Origin of the sequence: Xanthomonas sp. MUS 060, from assembly GCF_000963215.1 — a bacterium.
Taxonomy (GTDB): domain Bacteria; phylum Pseudomonadota; class Gammaproteobacteria; order Xanthomonadales; family Xanthomonadaceae; genus Xanthomonas_A.
Map to the genome: position 1 here is coordinate 239,147 of NZ_JZIM01000002.1, position 21,454 is coordinate 260,600.

Genomic DNA, 21,454 nt, shown 5'->3' on the forward strand with positions numbered 1-21,454 from the left:
TCGGTGTCGGGAAGGGAGGGTGCGCGGGCTCAGAGCTCGCCGGAGGCGTAGCAGTTGATTTCCGCGCCGACACAGATCTCGCGAATCACCGGCTTGTTCCACTTTTTCATGGCAGAGTTCCTATTGGGTTGGTCGGGGAGGCGTAGCCGGTCAGAGCGTGTGCACGAGTAGATGCTGATGCGCTCATTGAAGGCGGCGACGCCGTTCCGAGGATAGGCTTCCCTCGCTGCCTGGCATGTAAAATTTTCGTGAGAATGGCTCAAGTCGCAAGCCGGTCACAGTGAGATTGCGGTACGTATAGGCTGCGGATGTGGGCGCGCGCTTGGCAGGGTGCAATTGTGAGAACACGGACAAGCGCGCTAGTGTAGATAGCATCGTCTGCTCATCTCCCGCCCGGCCTTGAATCACTCACCTCACACCGGTCTGGACGCATTGCTGCAGCGCCCGGCTGCGGCGACCTTGGCGCCCGCCTTGCGCCAGGCGTTGCTGCAAGCCTGGCAGGCGCATTCCGAGCCGCTGCCGCGACTGCCCTGGCCGGTGCTGGCCGATACCCTGGATGCGTTGGCGTTGCTCTCGGCGGACGAGGCGGCGTTGTTGGCCGCGCTCTTGTTCGACGTGCCGGCGCTGCGCGGGCAATTGCCGCACTTGCCGGTCGCACCGACGGCGCGTGCGCAGGCGGTGGCCGGTCTGCTGGACGCCCAGGATGCTGCCGACCAGGTTTGGGCGTTGCACGCCGGACGCGAGGCGGGACGCAACAGCGAGGGACTGCGTCGGCTGCTGCTGTCGATCGTGCAGGACTTGCGCGTGGTACCGATCCTGCTGGCGCGGCAGTTGGCGCAGATGCGTGTGGCCGACAAGGCGGGCGAAGAGCAGCGTCGCGCGCTGGCGCAACTGACCCGCGATATCCATGCGCCGCTGGCCAACCGGCTGGGCATCTGGCAACTGAAATGGGAGCTGGAGGATCTTGCATTCCGCTACTTGGAATCGGACACCTACCGGCGTATCGCACGCGAGGTGGACGAAAGTCGGCTGGCGCGCGAACGCTATATCGAAGCGGTCAAGAAGGCCTTGTCCAAGGCGCTCGCCGCGCAGGGGCTGCGCGCGGAGATCAGCGGCCGGCCCAAGCACATTTACAGCATCTGGCGGAAGATGCAGAAGAAGCGCCTGGCTTTCGATCAACTCTACGACCTGCGCGCGGTGCGGGTGATGGTCGACGATGTCGCCGCCTGCTACGCGGCGCTGGGTGTGGTGCATGCGCTGTGGGCGCCGGTGCCCAGCGAGTTCGACGACTACATCGCCCGGCCCAAGGCCAACGATTATCGTTCGCTGCACACAGCCGTGGTCGGCCCGGAAGGGCGCACGATCGAGGTGCAGATCCGTACCCACGAGATGCATGCGCAAGCCGAACTGGGCGTCGCCGCGCACTGGAAATACAAAGAGGGCGGCAAGGGCGCGGAAAAGGCGTTCGACCGCAAAATCACCTGGATGCGGCAGTTGCTGGAGCAATCGCAGGACGGCGAGCAGGGCGGGCTGGCCGGCGCACTCGATGCCGAGCTGGTCGAGGACCGGGTCTACGCGCTGACCCCGATGGGCGAAGTGATCGATCTTCCACAGGGCGCGACCCCGCTGGATTTCGCCTATCACGTGCACACCATGGTCGGGCATCGCTGCCGTGGCGCCAAGGTCAATGCTCGCATCGTGCCGTTGACCCACAAGCTGCGCAGCGGCGACCGGGTCGAGATATTGACCGGCAAGGAGGCCGAGCCGCGTCGTGACTGGTTGTTGCCGGCGCATGGCTACCTGGCCAGCGGGCGTTCGCGCGATAAGGTGCGCGCCTGGTTCCATAAGCTTGATCGTGCGCGCAACGTGCAGGCCGGCAAGGAGTTGCTGGAGCGCGAACTCAAGCGCCTTGGGCTGCAACATGCCGATCTGCTGCCGGCGGCCAAGAAATTCCATGCCGATAGCGTGGAGGAGCTTTATATCCAGGTGGCGTTGGGCGATGTCGGCCCCAGCCAGGTCGGGCGCGCCCTGCACGAGGCCGAGCGCGCGGCGGCGCAACCGTCTGCGCCGGCCTTGCCAAGGCCGACCGCGCGACGCACTGATTTGGGCAAGTCCAAGTTCACGGTGCAAGGCGTGGGCAATCTGTTGGTGCAACTGGCGCGCTGTTGCCAGCCGGTGGCCGGCGAGCCGATCGTTGGCTATTTGACCAGGACCCGTGGCGTCACCGTGCATCGCAGCGATTGCGCCGCGTTCGCGCGCTTGGCCGCCAGCCATCCGCAGCGGGTGTTGCCGGTGGAATGGGGGCAAGCCGGCGGTGGTTACGAGGTCGATGTGCTGGTGCGGGCAGTGGATCGGCGCTGGCTGCTCAAGGACATCGCCAATCTGATCGCGCAAGAAGAGGCGCACGTGCTGGAGATCAACAGCGACAACCTGCGCGACAGCGGACGCGCGCAAGTGCGTTTGCGGCTGAAGGTCGGCGATTACGGGCAATTGTCTACTCTGCTCGGTAAGCTCGACGCACTGCCAGGCGTGCACGAGGCGCGGCGGCTTGGCTGAGCGCTTGGCGTCATGGGTCAGTCAGCGTCGATTCCGCTTGTCTCGTCGACGCGGCCGCTGCGTGGGTGCAGCGGCATGTATTCGGCATTGCTCATCAATGCAGCGCTAAGCTTGTGCGGTGAATATGTCGCCAGATCAGCGCAGAGAGGGATCCCCACGCAGGTGGCGCTCGGTGCCGCTGTGGCGTGATCGCCGCGTCTGGCGTTTGGCGCTGGCGTTGCTGCTGTTGGCGGCTGCGGCGTTGGTGGTGTTCCGGCGCCCGCTCGCCGACCTGATCTGGCCGGAGACGCGGATCCAGCAATTGCTCGACCAGGGCCGTGCCGCACTGCACGCGGGTCGGCTGACAGCGCCCGATGGCAGTGGTGCGCGCGAACGCTTCGAGGCCGCGCTGGCGCTGGACAGCGACCGCATGCAGGCGCGCAACGGGTTGGCCGCGACGGGACAAGCGGCCTTGGGCCAGGCGCGCGCGGCGTTGGCGACTGGCCGTTATGCGCAGGCGCGCACGGCGCTGGCGCTGGCGCGCGAACTGCAAGTGCCACGCGCCGATGCCGATCGCATCGCGGCGGCATTGCATGCACGCGAAGCCGCGCATGCCGGAATCGCGCATCTGTTGCAACAGGCGGCACAAGCGCGCCGCGATGGCCGCCTGGACGACGGGCCGGATGCGGCTCTGCCGTTGTACCAACGCGTGCTGGCGTTCGCGCCCGAGCGTACCGACGCCCTGGAGGGGCGCGAGGATGCGCTGTCGGAACTGTTGCAGCGTGCCCGTGACGCGTTGGCGCGTGGCGATCTGGCCGCCGCCGCGGCAATGGTGGAGCACGTCCGTGCTTACGATCCCGGCCACGTGGAGCTGCCGGAGACGGAGGCGGCGTTGAGCCAGGCGCTGGACACCCTGCAACGCGACGCCGAACAAGCGCTGCGCAGGCAACGTCTGGATGCGGCGGCACGCGCCTTCGCGCGCTGGCGTGCGGCGGTGCCGGATGCCGCTGGGGCGCGCGATGGGATCGAGCGGGTCGCCGCGGCCTATGCGGCGCAGGCCACCCATGCCGCTGCCGATTTTCGTTTCGCCGAGGCCGAGCGCGCCCTGCGCAAGGGCGAAGCGCTGGTGCAGGACAATCCTGCGCTGATCGATGCGCGGCAAGCGTTGCGGCGGGCGTTGCAGACGCAGGCCACGCGCTTGTCCTCGACCGAACGCAATCGTCGCCTGCAACGCGTGCTGGCCGATCTGCAGGCGGCGCAGGCGCGGGGCGATTGGCTGACACCGCCGGGAGCCAGTGCCTACGACACCTTGCGGGCGGCGCAGCTGCTGGCGCCGCGCGATGCGCGGGTGCGTGCGGCCGAGCAACGGGTGTCGGTGATGTTGCGGCAGTGCTTCGACGATGCCTTGCGCGGTAATCGTGTGCTGGCGGCGAGTGCGTGCTACGACGCCTGGCGCACGTTGGCGCCCAATGGCGCGGGCGTGGCGACGGCGCGGCGGCGTCTGGCGCAGCGCTGGCTCGCGCTCGGCGATGAACGTCTCAGCAGCGGCGATGCTGCATTCGCCTACGAGGCACTGCGGCACGCCCGTGCGATCGATCCGGACACGCCGGAACTGGTTGCGTTCCAGCGGCGGCTACGCAGCGTGTTTCCACAGCGCTAGTGCCAGCCTTGCTGATTCCTCAGTCGAGAAACACCTCGCGCACCGTCTCGCGCGCGGCATCCAGCGAGAAATGCGTGGCGATATTGCGCAGGCCATTGTCGGCCAGCGTCTGCCACAGCGTTGCATCGGTGTAGAGCTGTGCGATGGCGTCGGCGAAGTGCGCCGCGTCGTCGGCGATCAGGACATCCTGCCCATTGCGCAGATGCATGCCCTCCACGGCGCAGGTAGTGGCGACCACCGGCTGGCCGTGGGCCATGCTCAGATTGATCTTGCCCTTGACGCCGGCACCGAAGCGCAGCGGTGCCACCGCGATGCGCATGCCGTCCATGTAGGCGGCGATGTCCGGCACGTGACCGAGCAGTTCCACACCCGCGCTGGCCTTGCCGAGGCTGCGCAGATCCTCTGGGATGTCCGCGCCGATGCAGTGAAAACGTACTTGTGGCAGGCGCGCCCGCAACAGCGGAAACACGTCCTGCAGAAACCAACGCACCGCATCCACGTTGGGCGCGTGGCGGAAGCCGCCGACGAACACCAGGTCGCGGCGCTGCGCCCATGGCAGGCCGGGGCCGGCGACGTCGTGCAGGTTGGAGATCAGCGCGGTCCGGACCTGTGGCGCTTCGCGTTGCAACTGTTCGCGTTCGACGGCACTGACCAGGATAGTGACGTCCACCTGCGCCATCACTTCCAGCTCGCGCGCGCGGGTGCGTTCGGCCTCGCGCAGCAAGCGCGCATCGCCGTTCAGTTCGGCGCCGCGGCGCTCGCGTAGGTAATGCAGGTCCACGGTGTCGAACAGCCGTCGCGCTTGCGGCGCGAAGCGGCGCAGCAGCGGCAAGCAGGCGTGCGCGAGGTGATGGCGCACCAGCAGTACGCTATGGAAACGGGGGCCGTGTTGCTGCAGGAAAGCCGTCATGTTTTTCAGGTACGGCGCGTACCACACTTCGACACCGAGCCGTTGCAGCGCTTCGCTGTAGCGGCTGGCATAGGTGCGGCTGCTGGGGACGAAGACCACGTGCGCGCCGTGTTGCAACAACAGGCGGATCAGATTGAGTTGGCGCAACGAGGCCGAATCGCGATCCGGCTGTGGCAGTGCCTCGTCGACGATCAGCACCTGGCGTTGGTGTCGGTGCAGCCGCGCCGGCGTCGGCAGTTCGCCGGGGGAGAGTTGCCGTTGCAGCGCTGCGGCCCACTTGGCGGCGAAGATCGCGCGGTTGCGCACCTGGTAGGCTTTGATGCCCGTGTTGGTGTCGGTGCCGTTGCTGGTGCCCTCGTCGTGCACGACCCGGCTTGCCGGTTGCAGCAGGGTGCGGCGTCCGCTGGCACGGACCGCGAAGGCGAGGTCGGTGTCTTCGTAATACGCCGGCATGTAGCGGGTGTCGAAGCCGCCGAGTTCCATGAACAACGTGCGCTCGATCGCCAGTGCCGCGCCGCTGCCGTAATCGACCTCGCGCAGATAGGCGTAGCGTGGGTCGTCCGGGGATTCGAAGCGGCCATAGCTCCAGGCGCTGCCGTCGGCGAACACGACACCGCCGGCATCCTGCAGACGCCCATCGGGATACAGCAATTGTGCGCTGACCAGGCCAGCTTGCGGGACCTGCGCGAAGGTTTCCAGCAGCGCATCCAGCCAACCCGGTTGTGGCACCGTGTCGTTGTTGAGGAACACCAGATAGCGTCCCTGGGCGTGGGCCGCACCGTCGTTGCAGGTGGCGATGAAGCCGCCGTTGCGTTCGCGCACGTGGTAGCGCAGCCCGGGCAACTGGACCAGCCATTGCGCGGTCTCGTCGCCGCTGCCGTCGTCGACGACCAGAATCTCGCAGGGCACGCTGGGCGGATGTGCGGCCAGTGCGCGCAGGCAGGCGAGAGTATGCGCCACGTGGTTGTAGACCGGGATGACAATGCTCGCCACCGGTGTCGGGCTGTATGGCAGCGCGAACGGTGCGAATGGCGCTGGTATCACCGTGTACAGCGCGCGATGCGCTGGCGGCAGGGGGTGCGCATGCACGCGCAGCCGCTGCAAGGTGCTGCGCCAGCCACGTGTGCGCAGGCTTGTCAGGCCGCGCCGCAACAGCCCGCTCAGGCGGTTCAGGGCGTAGCGTGCGTTCGCCCAGGACATCGACATCCGTTACTACTCCAAACTAAACGAAGAGGCCATCGTGCCGCGCGACCTGCTGGGCTGCGCTAGACTCGGCGGAATTTACATTCTCGCATCCCCGTGCCACGACGCTACGACGACCACGATACCGACGCTCAGCACGACGATCACGATAGCCCTGCGGCGCTCTGGCGTCGGCGCTTGCTCACCTGGGGGCTGGCCGCTGTCGCATTGGCGCTGGGGTTCCTGATCCCCTATACGGCGTATCTGAACAAGCAGGTCACGCAACGCTTCGGTGAACTGCGCTGGCAGATTCCCACCCGGGTCTATGCGCGCCCGCTGGTGCTGACCCCGGATGCGGCGATGGATGCGCAAACCCTGAAGACCGAACTGGATGCGGCCAGCTATCGTCCCGATGCCGGCGCCACCCGTCCGGGCACCTATCAGCAGGACGGGGTGCGCTTCTTGATCGCCAGTCGCGGCTATATCGATGTCGATGGCCGGGTGCCGCCACGGCGGATGGAGGTCGCGCTGGCCGGTGGTCGCGTGACGCTGCTACGCGATCTGCAGACGCGTGCCTCGCTCAACGCCGCGCGCCTGGATCCGGCGCGCATCGCCACCTTGTACGGGCAGAAACAGGAAGAACGGCGTTTGGTGCGGGTGGAGGAAGTGCCCGAGTTGCTGGTCACCGGTTTGCAGGCGGTGGAAGACCGCGATTTCAACTCTCACCACGGCATCGATCTCAGCAGCATGGTGCGTGCGGCCTGGGTCATGGTGCGTTCCGGCGGCAAGAGTCGGCAGGGGGCCAGTACTTTGACCCAGCAGCTCGCGCGCAGTGGTCTGCTCGGCATCGGCAAGGAACAGACGCTCGCCCGTAAGTTCAACGAGATCCTGTACGCGCTGATCATCGAAGCACGCTACGACAAGCGCACCATTCTGGAGGCCTATCTGAACCAGGTGTACCTGGGCCAGCGCGGTAACCAGGCGGTGCATGGCGTGGCCTCTGGCGCGGAATTCTGGTTCGGTCGCGAACTGGATGCGTTGACCCCGGAGCAAATGGCCTTGCTGATCGGCCTGGTCAAGGGGCCGTCCTATTACGATCCGCGACGCGCTCCCGAGCGTGCGCTGGACCGGCGCAATTTCGTCCTCGGCAAGCTGCGCGAAAGCGAGCTGATCGACGAGCCCACCTATCGCCGCGCCTTGCTCGCGCCGTTGGGGGTGCCGGCCAATCCAGGGCTGGTCGCGGCCAACCGCTTCTCGGCCTATGTCGACCTGGTGCGCCGTCAATTGGCCCGCGATTACCCTGAAAGCGCATTGCAGGGTGCCGGGCTCAGCGTGCTGACCGGTATGGCGCCATCGGCGCAGGCCGATGCCGAGGGTGCGATCATGCGTACCCTCACCGCGTTGGAGACCAACAAGAAACGCCCGCCGTTGCAGGCAGGGTTGGTGCTGACCGACACCCACAATGGCGAGGTGCTGGCGGTCGTGGGCAGTCGCGAGGTGGCGCAGCCGGGCTTCAATCGCGCGATCGAGGCGCAACGCCAGATCGGTTCGTTGATCAAGCCGTTCGTGTATCTGTTGGCGCTGGCGCAGCCGAACCGGTACTCCCTGGCCAGTTGGGTCGACGATGCGCCGGTGACGGTCGAACTGGGCCGTGGCAAGCGCTGGACTCCGGGCAACTCCGACGGTCGCAGTCATGGGACGGTGCGCCTGATCGATGCGCTGGCGCATTCGTACAACCAGGCCACCGTGCGGGTCGGCATGCAGGTCGGGCCGGAGCGGGTGGCGCAACTGGTGCATGTGCTCGCCGGCATCGAGGCCGAACCCAATCCCTCGCTGATTCTCGGCGCGACCGACCAGAGCCCGTATGCGATGGCGCAGCTCTACCAGTTCCTGGCCTCCGGTGGTGAAATCCAGCCCTTGCATGCGGTGCGTGGCGTGCTCGATCCACAGGGCAAGCTGCTCAATCGTTACGACAAGAACCCGGCACCGGCGCAGGAGGGTGATTCCATCGCCGCCAATCTGGTCGGCGTGGGCTTGCAGCAGGTGGTCAGCACGGGTACGGCGCGGCAGTTGCTGAGCGACGGACTGGGCAAGCTGTCCCCGGCCGGCAAGACCGGTACCAGTAACGACGGTGTGGACAGTTGGTACGCCGGTTACACCGGCGATCACCTGGCGGTGATCTGGGTCGGCAACGATCAGAACAAGCAGACCGGCCTGTACGGTGCAACCGGTGCGATGCGGGTGTGGTCGGAGATTTTCACCCGCCTACCGAGCGCGCCGTTGCAAGTGCAGGGCAAGGGGATGGATTGGCAATGGATGGACCCGGTGGGGTACAACAGCACCGATCCCGGTTGTCCCGGCGTGCGTCGGTTCCCGTTCGTGGTCGGTTTCGCACCCGCTTACGCGCCATGCACGCCAGCGCAGGCACTCCCCGAACCCGACGCGCCGGCGTCCGCGTCCACGTCCACGTCCACTGAGAGCGAACATCCCAGTGGCGGCTGGCGTCACTGGTTCGGCTTGGACAAAAAGAAAGACCCGCCCGCCCAAGCGGCTTCCACGCCGCCCTCGCATTGATTCCTGGATGCCGCTCATGACCCGACAGATTCCCGCCATCGCCGTCCTCAGCCTGCTGCTGGCCTCTTGCGCCAGTGAGCCGCCCCCGCCGCCGCCAGCGCCGGTGGACACCACCACTCCGGCGCAGCGCATCGCCGCGATCGACGCCAGCGGTGGCGTCGACGACACCGAACTGAACGTGCAACCGCTGCGTGATCCCGCCGTGCAGGATTTGCGCGATAGCGCCAAGCGCAAGCGCGCCGCTGGCGATCTCGCCGGTGCCGCGGCGGCGCTGGATCAAGCGCTGAAGTTGGTGTCCGACGATCCGGCGTTGCTACAGGATCGTGCTGAAGTGGCGTTGCTGCAGAAGGACAACGCGCAGGCGGAGGCTTTCGCCAAGCGCGCCATCGATCTGGGCTCGCAAACCGGCCCGTTGTGCCGTCGGCACTGGGCGACCATCGAGCAAGCGCGTCTGGCGCTTGGGCAGAAGGAAAATGCGGCCTCGGCGCATACGCAGATCGCCGCATGCACGGTGCCGGGGATCAAGCGCTATTGAGTCCGGGACGCAGGCGCGGGATACCCCGTGCCTGCCGAATTATCTGAGCTCTGGTTTGCGTTGCAGGTGCAATGTGCGTCGCGATCATCGTGCTTCTGCAGAGATCCTCGATCGCGGCCAGGCTGTTGCACAACGCGGCAGCGGTGTCTGCGACCGAGGTGTCTGTATCGAGTCCGCAGGGGGTCTCTGCGCATACGCCGCCACATGCTTGGTTTCCTTGCGTGACAGCGATAGGGCTGCCGATCGCCTGCTGTGGTTCCGAGTTCCCTCCCGCTCCTGCCGGTGATCCATGTCGCTCGCCCATGCCAGCACCCAAGCGCTCAGCGAAGGCGGCGCACTTGCCCGTCAGTTGGAGGCATTCGTGCCGCGCGCGGCGCAACTGCGGCTCACGGCGGCGATCGCCGACGCATTCGCGCAACGCGATGTGCTGCTCGCCGAGGCCGGCACCGGCACCGGCAAGACCTATGCGTATCTGGTCCCGGCGTTGCTGTCGGGACTGAAGACCATCGTCTCCACCGGCACCCGCGCGCTGCAGGATCAGCTCTATCATCGCGATCTGCCGCGGGTGCGCGCGGCGCTGGGCGTTGGCTTGAACAGCGCGCTGCTGAAGGGGCGCGCCAATTATCTGTGCAAGTATCGTTTGCAGCAGGCCAAGGGCGAGCCGCGCTTCACCGCACGCGAGCAGATCGCGCAGTTCCAGCGCATCGTCGCCTGGAGCGGGCGCACCCGCTTCGGCGACATCGCCGAACTGGAGGCGTTGCCCGACGATTCGCCGCTGCTGCCGATGGTCACCTCGACCATGGACAATTGTCTGGGCACCGAATGCCCATTCTGGGGCGAGTGCTTCGTGGTGCAGGCACGACAACGCGCGCAGGCGGCCGACCTGGTCGTGGTCAACCACCATTTGTTGCTGGCCGACCTGGCGCTGAAACAGGAAGGCTTCGGCGAAATCCTGCCCGGCGCGCAGGCGTTCGTCATTGACGAGGCGCATCAGTTGCCGGAACTGGCGGCGAACTTTTTTGGCGAGGGTTTCGGCATGCGCCCGTTGCAGGAATTGCTGCGCGATTGCCTGGACGAGAGCCGCCATGTCGCGGGCGCATTTGCCAGCGTGCAGGCACCGCTGCAGGCGCTGGAACAGACGCTACGCACGCTGCGTGCGGCGATGGAGGGATTGCCCGCACGCGGTACCCAGTGGCGCTTGTTGGCCAAACCGCAGGTGCGCGATGGGTTCGATACGTTGCTGGCGGATCTGACGCGATTGCACGAGGCGTTGGCCGTCTTGCGCGAGGCATCGCCCGGCTTCGATGCGTGCGCGGCGCGCGCGCAGGAGATGCGCACGCGGTTGGGCCGCTGGCTCGGCGACGAAGCGCCGATTCCCGATTTCGATGCGCCGCCGGAGCCGCCGTCCAACGATGTGCTGTGGTACGAATTGACCACGCGCGGGTTCCGCTGCCAACGCACGCCGTTGGACGTCTCCGCGCCGCTGCGCGCGCATCGCGAGGCTTCGCATGCGGCGTGGGTATTCACCTCGGCGACGCTGGCGGTGAAGGGCGACTTCGCGCACATCGCCACTCGCCTGGGCTTGCGCGATCCGATGACCTTGCTGCAACCCAGTCCATTCGACTGGGCACGGCAGGCGCTGTGTTATCTGCCGGCGTTGCCGGACCCCAGTGCGCGTGGCTTCGGGACGGCGCTGATCGCCGCGCTGCTGCCGGTGCTGGAAGCGTCGCAGGGGCGCGCGTTTTTGCTGTTCGCTTCGCACCGTGCATTGCGCGAGGCGGCCGAGGCGTTGCGCGATGGTCCCTGGCCGCTGTTCGTGCAGGGCGAAGCGCCGCGTGCGACCCTGTTGCAACGTTTTCGCGCCTCGGGCAATGGTGTGCTGCTCGGCTCGGCCAGTTTCCGCGAGGGCGTGGACGTGGTGGGCGAGGCGCTGAGCGTGGTGGTGATCGACAAGCTGCCGTTCGCCGCGCCGGATGATCCGGTGTTCGAAGCACGCCTGGACGCGATCCGGCGCGAGGGTGGCAACCCGTTCCGCGACGAGCAATTGCCGCAGGCGGTGATCGCGCTCAAGCAAGGCGTGGGTCGCCTGATTCGCAGCGAAACCGATCGCGGTGTATTGGTGCTGTGCGATCCGCGGCTCTTGTCCAAGTCCTATGGCCGCACCTTTCTGGAGTCGCTGCCGCCGTTCGCCAGAACACGTGACGTGGAAGAGGTAAGAGCATTCTTCGCGCAACCGGCGATGCCATCGGAGTTCGGAGGCGCGATAGCGTATATGGACGCGCATGACGCGCAGGATGTTCCATGAGCGTGCGGCGGATGTTCTGTTGCGCTGGCAGTGGTGATGCACAGTGGCAAGGCACGGCGATTTTCTGCGAAATGGCGGGTGTTCTTCGCTTGCGTCGTCCGAGCGTGTGTGTATTGTCCAGAGCGGGCGGCCGTTTTGCGTTGCGTGTCGCGGCTTCCTCGTCTCGATACAATCGGTATCCCTAGCGCTTTTCCCCGGTCGCGCGGCCTGAGTTCCGGCATCCCATGAACATCCTCGCTTTCGAAACCTCCACCGAAGCCTGTTCTGTTGCGGTCCACGTTGGCGGCCGCGTGCTGGAACGCTTTGAGCTGGCGCCACGGCGGCATGCCGAGCTGGCGCTGCCGTGGGCTGAGCAGTTGCTGGCCGAGGCGGGTATTGGTCGCCGCCAACTCGATGCGGTTGCGTTCGGACGCGGTCCCGGTGCGTTCACCGGCGTGCGTCTGGCGATTGCGTTGGCGCAAGGCATCGCTCTGGCGCTGGAGCTGCCGGTGCTGCCGGTGTCCACGTTGCAGGCGTTGGCGTTGCGTGCGCCGACGGCGGCACCACGGGTGCTGGCGACGATCGATGCACGCATGGGCGAGGTCTACACCGCCACGTATGCGCGACAGGCCGATGGCACGCTGCAGGCGTCCACCCGCGAGCAGGTGTTGCATCCCGACGCGTTCGTATTGCCGGAGTCGGATGCGGCCTGGAGTGCGGTCGGCACGGGGTTGGCGGCGGTCGAGGCGACCTTGCTGCGGCGCTTCGGCGCGCACTGGCATAGCGCCGACGCGCAGGCGTTGCCACATGCCGCGGACGTGTTGACCCTGGCATTGGCTGCGCAGGCGCGCGGCGAGGCGGTCGCGCCGGAACAGGTCGAACCGGCGTACTTGCGCGACAACGTCGCGCTGACCCTGGCCGAGCAGCAGGCGCAGCGCGCCGCGCGGTGAGTCTCATCGCAGCGCAGCGCGCCTGCTTTGCCGCGTTCGGCTGTCGCGGCGCTCAATAGTCGTAACTGACGCTCAGGCGTATCGTGCGTGGATCCTGACGCACCAGCGCCGCGCCGTACAAGGGATCTCGCTGGCCGGGATCGGTTTCCGAATACGGGTATCTCCACAGTGGCGTTTGGCTGTTGAAAACGTTGAATACGTCCAGTGCGAAGGACAGTTTGTGGTCGGCGGCCGCTGGTCGCCAAGACACGCCCAGATCCAGTTGGGTCAACCATGGCAGGCGTCCCTGGCTGCCTGGGGGCGCTGGCTTGCCTTGGTAATAGTGGTAGGCGATGCCGTAACCGGACGGGTCGCTCTGTTGTGGACCGTAGGAGCCGAGCGCACTGAACGGCGTACCCGACAGTAGCTTGAGGTTGCTCGACACCAGCCACTCGGGGGTGAGTTGGTAGTAGCCGTAGAACTTGAACTGATGGGTGTGATCGTTGCTTTGCGGGCCGTTGCTGTGCTCCATCAAGGGCGCGAAATCCCAGGCTTGGGTCGTCGATGCCGCAGTCTGGCCAATGTTGGAGAGCAGTTGGCCCTCGCTGGTGCCGTAGCTACGCGACCAGGTGTAATCGATGCGGCCATACCAGCGTTGGTCGAAGGGATGTTCCAACGACAGATTGAGCGCGTAGTAGTTGCGTTTGAACGCAGGAAAGCCGAATTGCGCCTTGCTCAGCGGCACACTGACGCGATTTCCCGACGTGTCGATCAGGGTAAAGGTGTTGCTCCTGCCTGGATTGATCAACCAGCAACTGACCGGGTTGCTGTCCAATGTCACCTGATGCCCTTGCGCGGCGGCGGCGGCGAACACGGTGGCGCTATCGCAATAGTCGTCCACGCCGCTACGCAGGATGCGGTAGGTGGCTTTGGCACCGTAGACCCAGGCATCGCCCCAGGCTTTGTTGAAGCCGAGAATGAACTCGTCCTGGTAGGACGGCGCGATGCCCTGGGTGGCGACTGTCTTTGGATCGGGCAGGATGCCGTAGTTGTTGTTGGCCGAAACCGCGCCGGAGATCTGGGTCAGGCCGGTCGGGTCGCCATGCGCGTCGATGCCGCTGTAGGTGTAGTACGTCGAAGTTGCCAGGGTCGCGCCGGCGGCGTTGAATGCCGGGTTGAGCGGGAGCGCCAGATAGTAGCGGCCGGCGTTGGCGTACACCTTGAAACGCGCATCGCCGGCGACATCCCAACTCAATCCCAGGCGCGGTGCCCACTGTCCGCTGGTCTGTTTGATGTAGGGGGCGCCGTCGCGGTTGTCGTTGGTGAACTGGTCCAGCCGCAGGCCAAGACTGAGCAGCAGGCGGTCGTTGGCCTGCCAGTTGTCCTCGATGTACTGCGCGCGCTGCGCCGAGCGGACCGAGGCCAAGGAACTGTAGACATAGCGACGCACGTAGTAGCCATCCTGGCCGTTGGGATAGCCGCCGGTGGCGGGTACGCCCAGTCCGGTATTGATCGGCAATTGCGGATTGGACTGGCCGTAGACCCAGTAGTAGCCGTTGCCCGAAGCCACCGAGCCGCGGTTGAGGGCGCGTGCGTTCTGGTTGTCGATGCCGGCGGTGAGGGTATGCGCGCCGATGGCGTAGTTCAGTTCCAGGCGCAGGTTGTCGGTGCGATTGCCCCGGCGTGGGTCGATCAGCAGCGCGGTGGTCTGTGCGTTGGTGATCGGCGTGCCGCCGGTGTAGGCGGGATTTTGGAACGAAGCGCCGGAGATGTAGGTCAGGCTGCCGTCATAGGTCGGGTTGCCGGTGTAATCGTCGCTGCGCTGTTTGCCGTACTGCGCGCTGAAGGTCAAACGGTCGGTGAGGTAGTTGGTGTATTTGGTGGTCCATAGCTCGCCACCGGTCTTGGTGGTATCGGCGCTGCCGCGCAGTGTGCCGATGTCATCGCCGTTGTAGCCGTAGTACCTGCCGCGAGTGATGTAACGGCTGGAGGCGCCGGTGATCTCCAGCAATTGGTGCTCGCTGATGTTCCAGTCGAGCTTGGCGTACCAACTGGGCTTGCGGTAGCGATAGTCGTAGTAAGACGGATTGGGATCGCGTGCGCCATAGAATTGGCCGCCGTTTTGCTGCTGTAGTTCGTAGGATCCGAAGAAAAACAGTTTGTCTTGGATCAGGGGGCCGCCCGCGTACACGCTTTGGGTGAAGCGTGTGCTTTTGTTCTCGCTGTCCGGCCGGTACAAGGCGCCATTGCCGGGGAAGGTCGCGTCGCGCTGCGCGCTACGCAGCGCGTTCGGTTCCCAGCTCGCCTGGCCGCCGAAATGCCAGGTGTTGCTGCCGCGTTTGCCGACCGCGTTGATCACGCCGCCATCGGAGCGGCCATATTTGGCGCTGTAGCCGCCGGTGTACACCTCCAGTTGTTCGATGCTGCCGTAGGGCAGGGTGAGTCCGCCCAGTCCCCGCAGCGGATCGGTGGTGTTGAAGCCGTTGATGTAGTACGCGTTCTCCGCCGCGGAGGAGCCGCCGAAGCTCAGCAGTTGCGCGCCGTTTGGACCGATGTAGTTTCCGTTGCCGCTGTTGCCGGCCACGCCGGGCGCCAGTTGCGCGATTGCTTCGGCGGAATGTCCCAGCGGCAAGCGCTGCAGTTGTTCGGCGTTGATCACGGTGCGCGAATCGACGCTGCCGGTCTCGATCGTCGCGGCGGCGCGGTCCACCTTGACGTTGACGCCGGCCAGGCGGGTGACGGCGGTGAAGGATACATCGGTGACCGTGCCGACGGTCAGGCTCACACCCTCGCGGTGGTCGAGGACACTGCCGTCGGCGGCTTCGGCCAGAACGGTGTAAGTGCCCAAGGGAAGTTGGCCGATGCTGTAATGGCCGTGCGCATCGACGTCCACTTCGCGACTGAGGCCGCTGTCGTTGCGAACCAGGATGCGCTGCGCGTTGGCGGGGGCCTGACCGGCGAGCGCACCGGTGGTGGACTGGGCCCGCGCCAGCGGTGCGCTCAGGGTGGCGCTCAGCGCCAGGGCGAGCAGGGCGGGTCGACGCAGGAGCGGAAGCGTTTTCATCAGGGCATTGGGCTCGGAGGGCGGGGACGGTGATGTGTTTGCCAAGTGCCGCTCCACTCGTCTGTCGGGTAGGGCGGTGCACGCGGTTACGTTCTCGCCCTATTAACGTTAAGACAAGGCCTGTTCAGAAATGCCGGGTGGTGATGTCGATGGTACGAATGGTTATCTCGGGTGCGCCATGAATAGCCGCGCAGCGCCGCGTAGTTGCGGCGCAAGCGCGCAGCGCCGGCCAATGAGGGGGGCGCGAAACATCGGCCGTTTGGCGGTGGTGAGTCCCGCGCGACTTCGACGCATCGCGCAGGGGTGTCGCTCAGCGGTCGTCGCGCAGGCCGCCATCGGGCAGAAACACCCAGGTGCGGGTGACCTGCAGAATGTCGACGTTGTCTTGGGTGTGTGGCAGTGGTGGGTATGGCTGCGCCAGTCGCACGATCCGCAGCGCGGCGGCATCGAGCATCGGCACGCCGCTGGAACGCAGGATACGGCTGCTTTCCACGCTTCCGTCGCGGCGCACGCCGACGCTGATCACCACCTGGCCGCCCAACTGGCGGCGGCGGACGTCGTCGGGATAGTTGAGGTTGCCGACGTGTTCGGCACGATCGACCCAAGCGCGCAGGTAATTGGCGTAGGCGTACTCGCGGGTGCTGGCGGACACGAATTTGCGGTTTGGGCGCTTGGCGTACTGCTCCGAGCGCAGATGGACTTCGGCGGCCAGTCGTGCCATCTCCGCGTCGCGCTGTTCGCGCTGCGCGTCCACCGGGCGCAGCGGGTCGTCGGTTAGCGGTCGTGTCTGCGCCAGCGGCAGTGGCTCCTCGCCACGGACGCTGCTGACGACGCGCGGTGTCGGTTCTGGGGCTGCGGCTGCGGTCTGGGCGCGCAGCACCTGCGGTGCCACCCCGTCCTGTCGCTGTGGCACCACGCCTGGCTGGCTCTCGCGTGGACGCTGCGGCGTGGGGTGGTCGCCGCCGCCCTGTTGGTTGGCCTGGGCGAGGAAGTCGGCCTGCTTCGGGGTCAGCGGGGTACTGGTTTGGCTGAAGATCACGTCCAGCGTGGGCACCAGTGGGGCGTCGTCGTCGATTGCAAAGCCGATGCCGAGGATCAGCAGGCCATGCACGATCAACGACAGCACCAACGTGGCGCCGAGCCGTTCGCGCTCGCCGATGCGCGGCGCAGGCATCGCGGTCCCCGCCGTCATCGCGCCGGGTGGGCCTCGATGGCGTCGAACAGCAGTCCGGCGATGTTGAGCCCGTATTGCGCGTCCAGTTCGCGCACGCAGGTGGGGCTGGTGACGTTGACTTCGGTGAGGTAGTCGCCGATCACATCCAGGCCGACGAAGCGCATGCCGCGTCGCTTCATCTCCGGGCCGACCTGTGCGGCGATCCAACGGTCGCGCTCGCTGAGCGGACGGCCTTCGCCACGGCCGCCGGCGGCGAGGTTGCCGCGGAACTCGTCGCCTTGCGGGATCCGCGCCAGGCAGTAATCCACCGGCACCCCGTCCACCAGCAGGATGCGCTTGTCGCCTGCACTGATGGCCGGGATGAAGCGCTGCGCCAGCGCCAAGGTGCGCCCGCCGTCGGTGAGCGTTTCCAGGATCACGTTAAGATTGGGATCGCCGTTGCCGCTGCGGAAGATCGAACGTCCGCCCATTCCGTCCAGCGGTTTCAGCACCGCCTGGTCGTGTTCGAGGACGAAGGCTTTCAGCGCCGCCGCGTCGCGGCTGACCAAGGTTGGCGGGCAGCATTGCGGAAACAGCAGCGCTGCCAGCTTCTCGTTGAAATCACGCAGGCCCTGCGGATCGTTGACCACTTGCGCCCCGGCGCGCTGCGCCACGCTCAGTACGTGGGTGTCGTAGAGGAACTCCGCATCGAACGGTGGATCCTTGCGCATCAAGACGACCTGTCCGGGGCCGAACGTCAGGTCGGTGAACGCGTCCAGCGCGAACCAGCCGGCCTTGTCCTCGCGCACCCGCAGCGGCGCGGCCTGGGCCAGGGCGTGGCCGTCGCGCAGGCTCAGACCGCCGGGGCGCACGTAGTGCAGACGATGGCCACGGCGCTGCGCTTCCAGCAGCATCGCGAACGTCGTGTCTTTGGCAATTTTGATGCTGGCGATGGGGTCCATCACCACGATGACATCGAACGGCATGGCCGGCACTCGGGAGAATCAACAGATAATGGTAGCGGGTCGGTAGCGATGCCGCGCAACGGTCACTGCGCGGGTCAGCATGCTGTCACACTGCATCCGTCAAAGTGTGACGTGGTTAGCGCTGGGAATTGCTTTAATGCAGACCTGTGATGGCAACCTTGACAGTCATAGCCGGTCCTGTGAAACATGGTGTTTCGCAGCGATGTCCGATTCGATGCAGCATCGCGTTTAGGGGTAAGTAAATGAGTGAAAACACGACTGCGGGGCGGGCGCTCGCAGGACTTCGGGTCATGGTCATCGACGATTCGAAAACGATTCGTCGTACCGCCGAGACGTTGCTGAAGCGCGAAGGCTGCGAAGTCGTCACCGCGACGGACGGTTTCGAGGCACTGGCCAAGATCGCCGATCAGCAGCCGCAGATCATTTTCGTGGACATCATGATGCCGCGCCTGGACGGGTATCAGACATGTGCGCTGATCAAGGGCAACGCGTTGTTCAAGGCGACCCCGGTGATCATGTTGTCTTCCAAGGATGGTCTGTTCGACAAGGCGCGCGGTCGCATTGTCGGATCCGAGCAGTACCTCACCAAACCCTTTACGCGTGAAGAGCTGCTGGGCGCGATACGTACTTACGTCAACGCCTAACCAGGGGAAAGGAAGCATGGCTCGAATCTTGTTGATCGAAGACTCGCCGACCGACCGGGCGGTTTTCACGCAGTGGTTGCACAGGGCCGGTTACGAGGTGTTGGCCGTCGACAACGCTGAGGATGGGCTTGCACTCGCTCGCGAGCAGTTGCCGAATTTGATCCTCATGGACGTGGTGTTGCCAGGCATGAGCGGCTTTCAGGCGACCCGCGCATTGTCGCGCGACGAGGCAACCCGGCATATCCCGGTGTTGATCATCAGCACCAAGAGCATGGAGACCGATAAGGTCTGGGGCATGCGCCAAGGTGCCACCGACTATATCGTCAAGCCGCCGCGGGAAGATGAAATTATCGCGCGCATCAATCAGTTGGTCGGCTGACGTGCGCTCTCCATTCGATATCCTCGAAGCATACGAGCGACGCAGCTTGGCTCACGCGGTGCAGATGCCCGCGTTGGCGTTCGACGAGAACCTCTGGCGCGGTGTCGGCTTTCGCGTTGGCAAGCGCCATTTGGTATCGGATTTCCGCGAAGTGGTGGAGATCGTGCGGATGCCGCCGGTCACTCCGGTGCCTGGCGCGCAGCCGTGGCTGCTGGGCGTTGGCAACTTGCGCGGCAACCTGTTCCCGGTGATCGATCTGAAACAGTTCTTGCAAGGTGAGCGCACCGCGCTGCAAGAGGGGCAGCGCGTCCTGATCATGCGTCAAAGTGGCGGCGATGTCGCTCTGACCATCGACGAACTATTCGGTCAGCGCAGTTTTACCGCCGCGCAGGCCATGGAGCCGGGCGATCTGGCGCAGGGGCGTTATGCGCATTTCATCGACCGCGCTTTCCGCAGCGACGCCCAGGACTGGGGCGTGTTCTCGCTGTCGCTGTTATCGCGCACCCCCGAATTCCGTCAAGCCGCCGCCTGAGCGTGTGGCCTGCTTTCGCATCGAAGATTGAGGTCACATCATGAGTAGTGCTTCGGACGCCCGCAAGGCCAGCAAGTTTGGCAGCGTAGGCACGAGTTCCTGGCTTGGATTGCTGGCGTTGTCGCTGATCGTGTTCGGCGCCAATACCGGTGTCGCCACCTGGCAGGGCAATCGTCTGGCCGGCGCCAGCACCGGCGCGGCCGATTTGCAGGTGTTGTCGCAGCAGCTCGCCAACCAGAGCCGCGAGGCGGTGTCCGGCAACGCCGAGACCTACACGCAATTCAAGCAGACCAAGCTGCGGGTCGAGCACACCGTCGCCGAGCTCAATGCACGCTATGCTCAGGAGGCGGGGGTGGCGGGGCCGTTGCAGACGCTTGACCGCACTTGGGCGCCGTTGGCCAAGAACGCACAGCAGGTGGTGGACAGCGAGCCGGCCGTGCTGGCCTTGGCCGGCAATGCCGAACGCTTCGTCTCCAGCGTGCCGCAGCTACAGGCGCAATTGAACGAAGTGGTGCGCGCGATGACCGTCGGCGGCGCGCCCGCCGCGCAGATCTACAACACACTGCAGCAGGTGGTGGTGGCTGGCACCATGGCCCGTCGTGTCACCGAAATGCGTGCCGGTGGCCCCAGCGCGGTCGCTGCGGGCGACGCGCTGGCACGTGACGCGTTGGTCTTCGGCCAGATGCTCGATGGCTTGCACAACGGCAACCAGGAATTGGGCATTGTCCCGGTGCGCAATGCCACAGCCCTGTCTGCCTTGGAGCAATCGCAGACACAGTGGATGGGAATGAAAAAGGATCTGGACGCGTTGCTGGCCAGTTCGCGGAGCTTGTTCGCGGCACAGGCCGCAGCCGACGCGCTGATCGATGGCTCGAACAAAATGCTCGACGACAGCAAGAAGCTGTTCGACGCTTTTTCCGCATTCGGCTCCATCCGCGACACGCGTCTGTTTCCGAATTTCTGGTTGGGCGTGATCTCCGGCCTGTTTGCATTGCTGTCGATCGTCGGCTTCGTCTGGACCAGCGTGCGTAGTCGCAGCCGCGAGCAGGAAATCCGTTATCAGACCCAGGTCGAATACAACAGCCGCAACCAGCAAGCGATCATGCGCTTGCTCGATGAGATCAGCTCCCTCGGCGAAGGCGACCTGACGGTCAAAGCGTCGGTGACCGAAGACATGACCGGCGCCATCGCCGACGCGATCAACTACGCCGTCGATGAGTTGCGGCATCTGGTCACCACGATCAACGACACCTCGGCCAACGTGGCTCTGTCCGCCGAGGAAACCCAGGCCACCGCGCGGCAACTGGCCGAGGCCGCAGGTCGCCAGGCCGAGCAGATCGGCTCGGCATCCGTGCGCATCAACGAAATCGCCTCCAGCATCGAGCAAGTCTCCCGCAACTCCAGCGAATCGGCCGAGGTTGCGCAACGCTCGGTGGTGATCGCCGCCGAGGGTGCTGGTGTGGTCCGCGAGACCATCCAGGGCATGGACCAGATTCGCGATCAGATCCAGGAAACCTCAAAACGCATCAAGCGCCTGGGTGAATCCACTCAGGAAATCGGCTCCATCGTCGAACTCATCAACGACATTTCGGAACAAACCAATATCCTGGCGCTCAATGCCGCTGTGCAGGCGGCTTCCGCCGGTGAGGCCGGGCGCGGTTTCGCTCTGGTCGCCGACGAAGTGCAGCGGCTTGCCGAACGCACTTCCGGTGCGACTCGCCGGATCGAGGGCCTGGTGCAGACCATTCAGGCCGATACCAATGAAGCGGTCAGTTCGATGGAGCAGACCACTTCCGAAGTGGTGTCTGGCGCGCGTCTGGCCGAGGACGCCGGCACCGCACTGACCGAGATCGAGCGCGTGTCCAACGCGCTCAACACCCTCATCAAGAACATCTCCATCGCCGCCCATCAGCAATCGGCGGCGGCGATCGACATCACCCAGACGATGGACGTGATTCGTCGCATCACCGGACAGACCTCGCAAGGCGCCGGACAGACCGTCGAATCGATCGGCCGGCTGGCGCAGTTGGCCGCCGATCTGCGGCGCTCCGTCGCCGACTTCAAACTGCCGGCGTGAGCGGATCGGC

Annotated in this window: 14 protein-coding genes; 10 read left to right on the plus strand and 4 right to left on the minus strand. The window is 65.6% G+C overall.

All coding sequences use genetic code 11. The annotated features are described in order from the left end of the window. Window positions 1-399 precede the first annotated feature (399 nt). Together XANALMUS060_RS04170 and XANALMUS060_RS04175 are read left to right on the plus strand one after the other, a co-directional pair. The gene (locus tag XANALMUS060_RS04170; RefSeq protein ID WP_045737269.1) at window positions 400-2,556 is read left to right on the plus strand and encodes a bifunctional (p)ppGpp synthetase/guanosine-3',5'-bis(diphosphate) 3'-pyrophosphohydrolase; all 2,157 of its coding nucleotides are present in this window, start codon (window positions 400-402) and stop codon (window positions 2,554-2,556) included. 172 nt (window positions 2,557-2,728) lie between these two features. Continuing rightward, on the plus strand, window positions 2,729-4,195 hold the full coding sequence (locus tag XANALMUS060_RS04175) for a hypothetical protein (protein WP_343122967.1): 1,467 nt from the start codon (window positions 2,729-2,731) through the stop codon (window positions 4,193-4,195). 19 nt (window positions 4,196-4,214) lie between these two features. Here the strand turns inward: XANALMUS060_RS04175 and XANALMUS060_RS04180 are convergent, their stop codons facing one another. Then, a complete protein-coding gene (locus tag XANALMUS060_RS04180) occupies window positions 4,215-6,311 on the minus strand; it encodes a glycosyltransferase (protein WP_045737271.1) in 2,097 nt (698 codons plus the stop codon). 93 nt (window positions 6,312-6,404) lie between these two features. Here XANALMUS060_RS04180 and mrcB point away from each other — a divergent pair, with 93 nt between their 5' ends. From mrcB to tsaB, 4 genes are all read left to right on the plus strand, one after another. Further along, window positions 6,405-8,861, plus strand: a complete 2,457-nt coding sequence (mrcB, locus tag XANALMUS060_RS04185) for a penicillin-binding protein 1B (protein ID WP_045737272.1) — start codon at window positions 6,405-6,407, stop codon at window positions 8,859-8,861. 7 nt (window positions 8,862-8,868) lie between these two features. Beyond that, the gene (locus tag XANALMUS060_RS04190; RefSeq protein WP_045728078.1) at window positions 8,869-9,396 is read left to right on the plus strand and encodes a hypothetical protein; all 528 of its coding nucleotides are present in this window, start codon (window positions 8,869-8,871) and stop codon (window positions 9,394-9,396) included. Window positions 9,397-9,685: 289 nt separating this feature from the next. Continuing rightward, the gene (locus XANALMUS060_RS04195; RefSeq protein WP_045737273.1) at window positions 9,686-11,701 is read left to right on the plus strand and encodes an ATP-dependent DNA helicase; all 2,016 of its coding nucleotides are present in this window, start codon (window positions 9,686-9,688) and stop codon (window positions 11,699-11,701) included. Between the two features lie 224 nt (window positions 11,702-11,925). Continuing rightward, complete coding sequence (gene tsaB / locus XANALMUS060_RS04200) at window positions 11,926-12,630, plus strand: tRNA (adenosine(37)-N6)-threonylcarbamoyltransferase complex dimerization subunit type 1 TsaB (protein WP_045737274.1); 705 nt, start codon at window positions 11,926-11,928, stop codon at window positions 12,628-12,630. Between the two features lie 52 nt (window positions 12,631-12,682). Here tsaB and XANALMUS060_RS04205 read toward each other — a convergent pair whose 3' ends face one another. From XANALMUS060_RS04205 to gshB, 3 genes are all read right to left on the minus strand, one after another. Then, a complete protein-coding gene (locus tag XANALMUS060_RS04205) occupies window positions 12,683-15,673 on the minus strand; it encodes a TonB-dependent receptor (RefSeq protein ID WP_045737275.1) in 2,991 nt (996 codons plus the stop codon). A 310-nt stretch (window positions 15,674-15,983) separates the two neighbouring features. Next, window positions 15,984-16,865: an energy transducer TonB gene (locus XANALMUS060_RS04210; RefSeq protein WP_045737276.1), complete on the minus strand. Its 882-nt coding sequence runs from the start codon at window positions 16,863-16,865 to the stop codon at window positions 15,984-15,986. Beyond that, window positions 16,862-17,812: a glutathione synthase gene (gene gshB, locus XANALMUS060_RS04215; RefSeq protein ID WP_045737277.1), complete on the minus strand. Its 951-nt coding sequence runs from the start codon at window positions 17,810-17,812 to the stop codon at window positions 16,862-16,864. The genes XANALMUS060_RS04210 and gshB overlap by 4 nt, the downstream gene beginning before the upstream one ends. Before the next feature lie 242 nt (window positions 17,813-18,054). Between gshB and pilG the strand changes: the two genes are divergently transcribed. From pilG to XANALMUS060_RS04235, 4 genes are read left to right on the plus strand one after another with little or no spacing between them, the layout of a single operon-like run. After that, a complete protein-coding gene (gene pilG, locus XANALMUS060_RS04220; RefSeq protein ID WP_045737278.1) occupies window positions 18,055-18,456 on the plus strand; it encodes a twitching motility response regulator PilG in 402 nt (133 codons plus the stop codon). 16 nt (window positions 18,457-18,472) lie between these two features. After that, window positions 18,473-18,835: a response regulator gene (locus XANALMUS060_RS04225; protein ID WP_045737279.1), complete on the plus strand. Its 363-nt coding sequence runs from the start codon at window positions 18,473-18,475 to the stop codon at window positions 18,833-18,835. Between the two features lies 1 nt (window position 18,836). Beyond that, window positions 18,837-19,367, plus strand: coding sequence for a chemotaxis protein CheW (locus XANALMUS060_RS04230; RefSeq protein ID WP_045737280.1), 531 nt, complete (start codon window positions 18,837-18,839; stop codon window positions 19,365-19,367). 40 nt (window positions 19,368-19,407) lie between these two features. Further along, window positions 19,408-21,444, plus strand: coding sequence for a methyl-accepting chemotaxis protein (locus XANALMUS060_RS04235; RefSeq protein ID WP_045737281.1), 2,037 nt, complete (start codon window positions 19,408-19,410; stop codon window positions 21,442-21,444). Window positions 21,445-21,454: the final 10 nt, after the last annotated feature.

Coding starts and splice junctions, on each gene's coding strand:
- XANALMUS060_RS04180 (WP_045737271.1), bottom strand. CDS start 6,311: ATGTCGATGTCCTGGGCGAACGCACGCTACGCCCTGAACCGCCTGAGC.
- XANALMUS060_RS04190 (WP_045728078.1), top strand. CDS start 8,869: ATGCCGCTCATGACCCGACAGATTCCCGCCATCGCCGTCCTCAGCCTG.
- XANALMUS060_RS04195 (WP_045737273.1), top strand. CDS start 9,686: ATGTCGCTCGCCCATGCCAGCACCCAAGCGCTCAGCGAAGGCGGCGCA.
- tsaB (WP_045737274.1), top strand. CDS start 11,926: ATGAACATCCTCGCTTTCGAAACCTCCACCGAAGCCTGTTCTGTTGCG.
- XANALMUS060_RS04205 (WP_045737275.1), bottom strand. CDS start 15,673: ATGAAAACGCTTCCGCTCCTGCGTCGACCCGCCCTGCTCGCCCTGGCG.
- XANALMUS060_RS04210 (WP_045737276.1), bottom strand. CDS start 16,865: ATGACGGCGGGGACCGCGATGCCTGCGCCGCGCATCGGCGAGCGCGAA.
- gshB (WP_045737277.1), bottom strand. CDS start 17,812: ATGCCGTTCGATGTCATCGTGGTGATGGACCCCATCGCCAGCATCAAA.
- pilG (WP_045737278.1), top strand. CDS start 18,055: ATGAGTGAAAACACGACTGCGGGGCGGGCGCTCGCAGGACTTCGGGTC.
- XANALMUS060_RS04225 (WP_045737279.1), top strand. CDS start 18,473: ATGGCTCGAATCTTGTTGATCGAAGACTCGCCGACCGACCGGGCGGTT.
- XANALMUS060_RS04235 (WP_045737281.1), top strand. CDS start 19,408: ATGAGTAGTGCTTCGGACGCCCGCAAGGCCAGCAAGTTTGGCAGCGTA.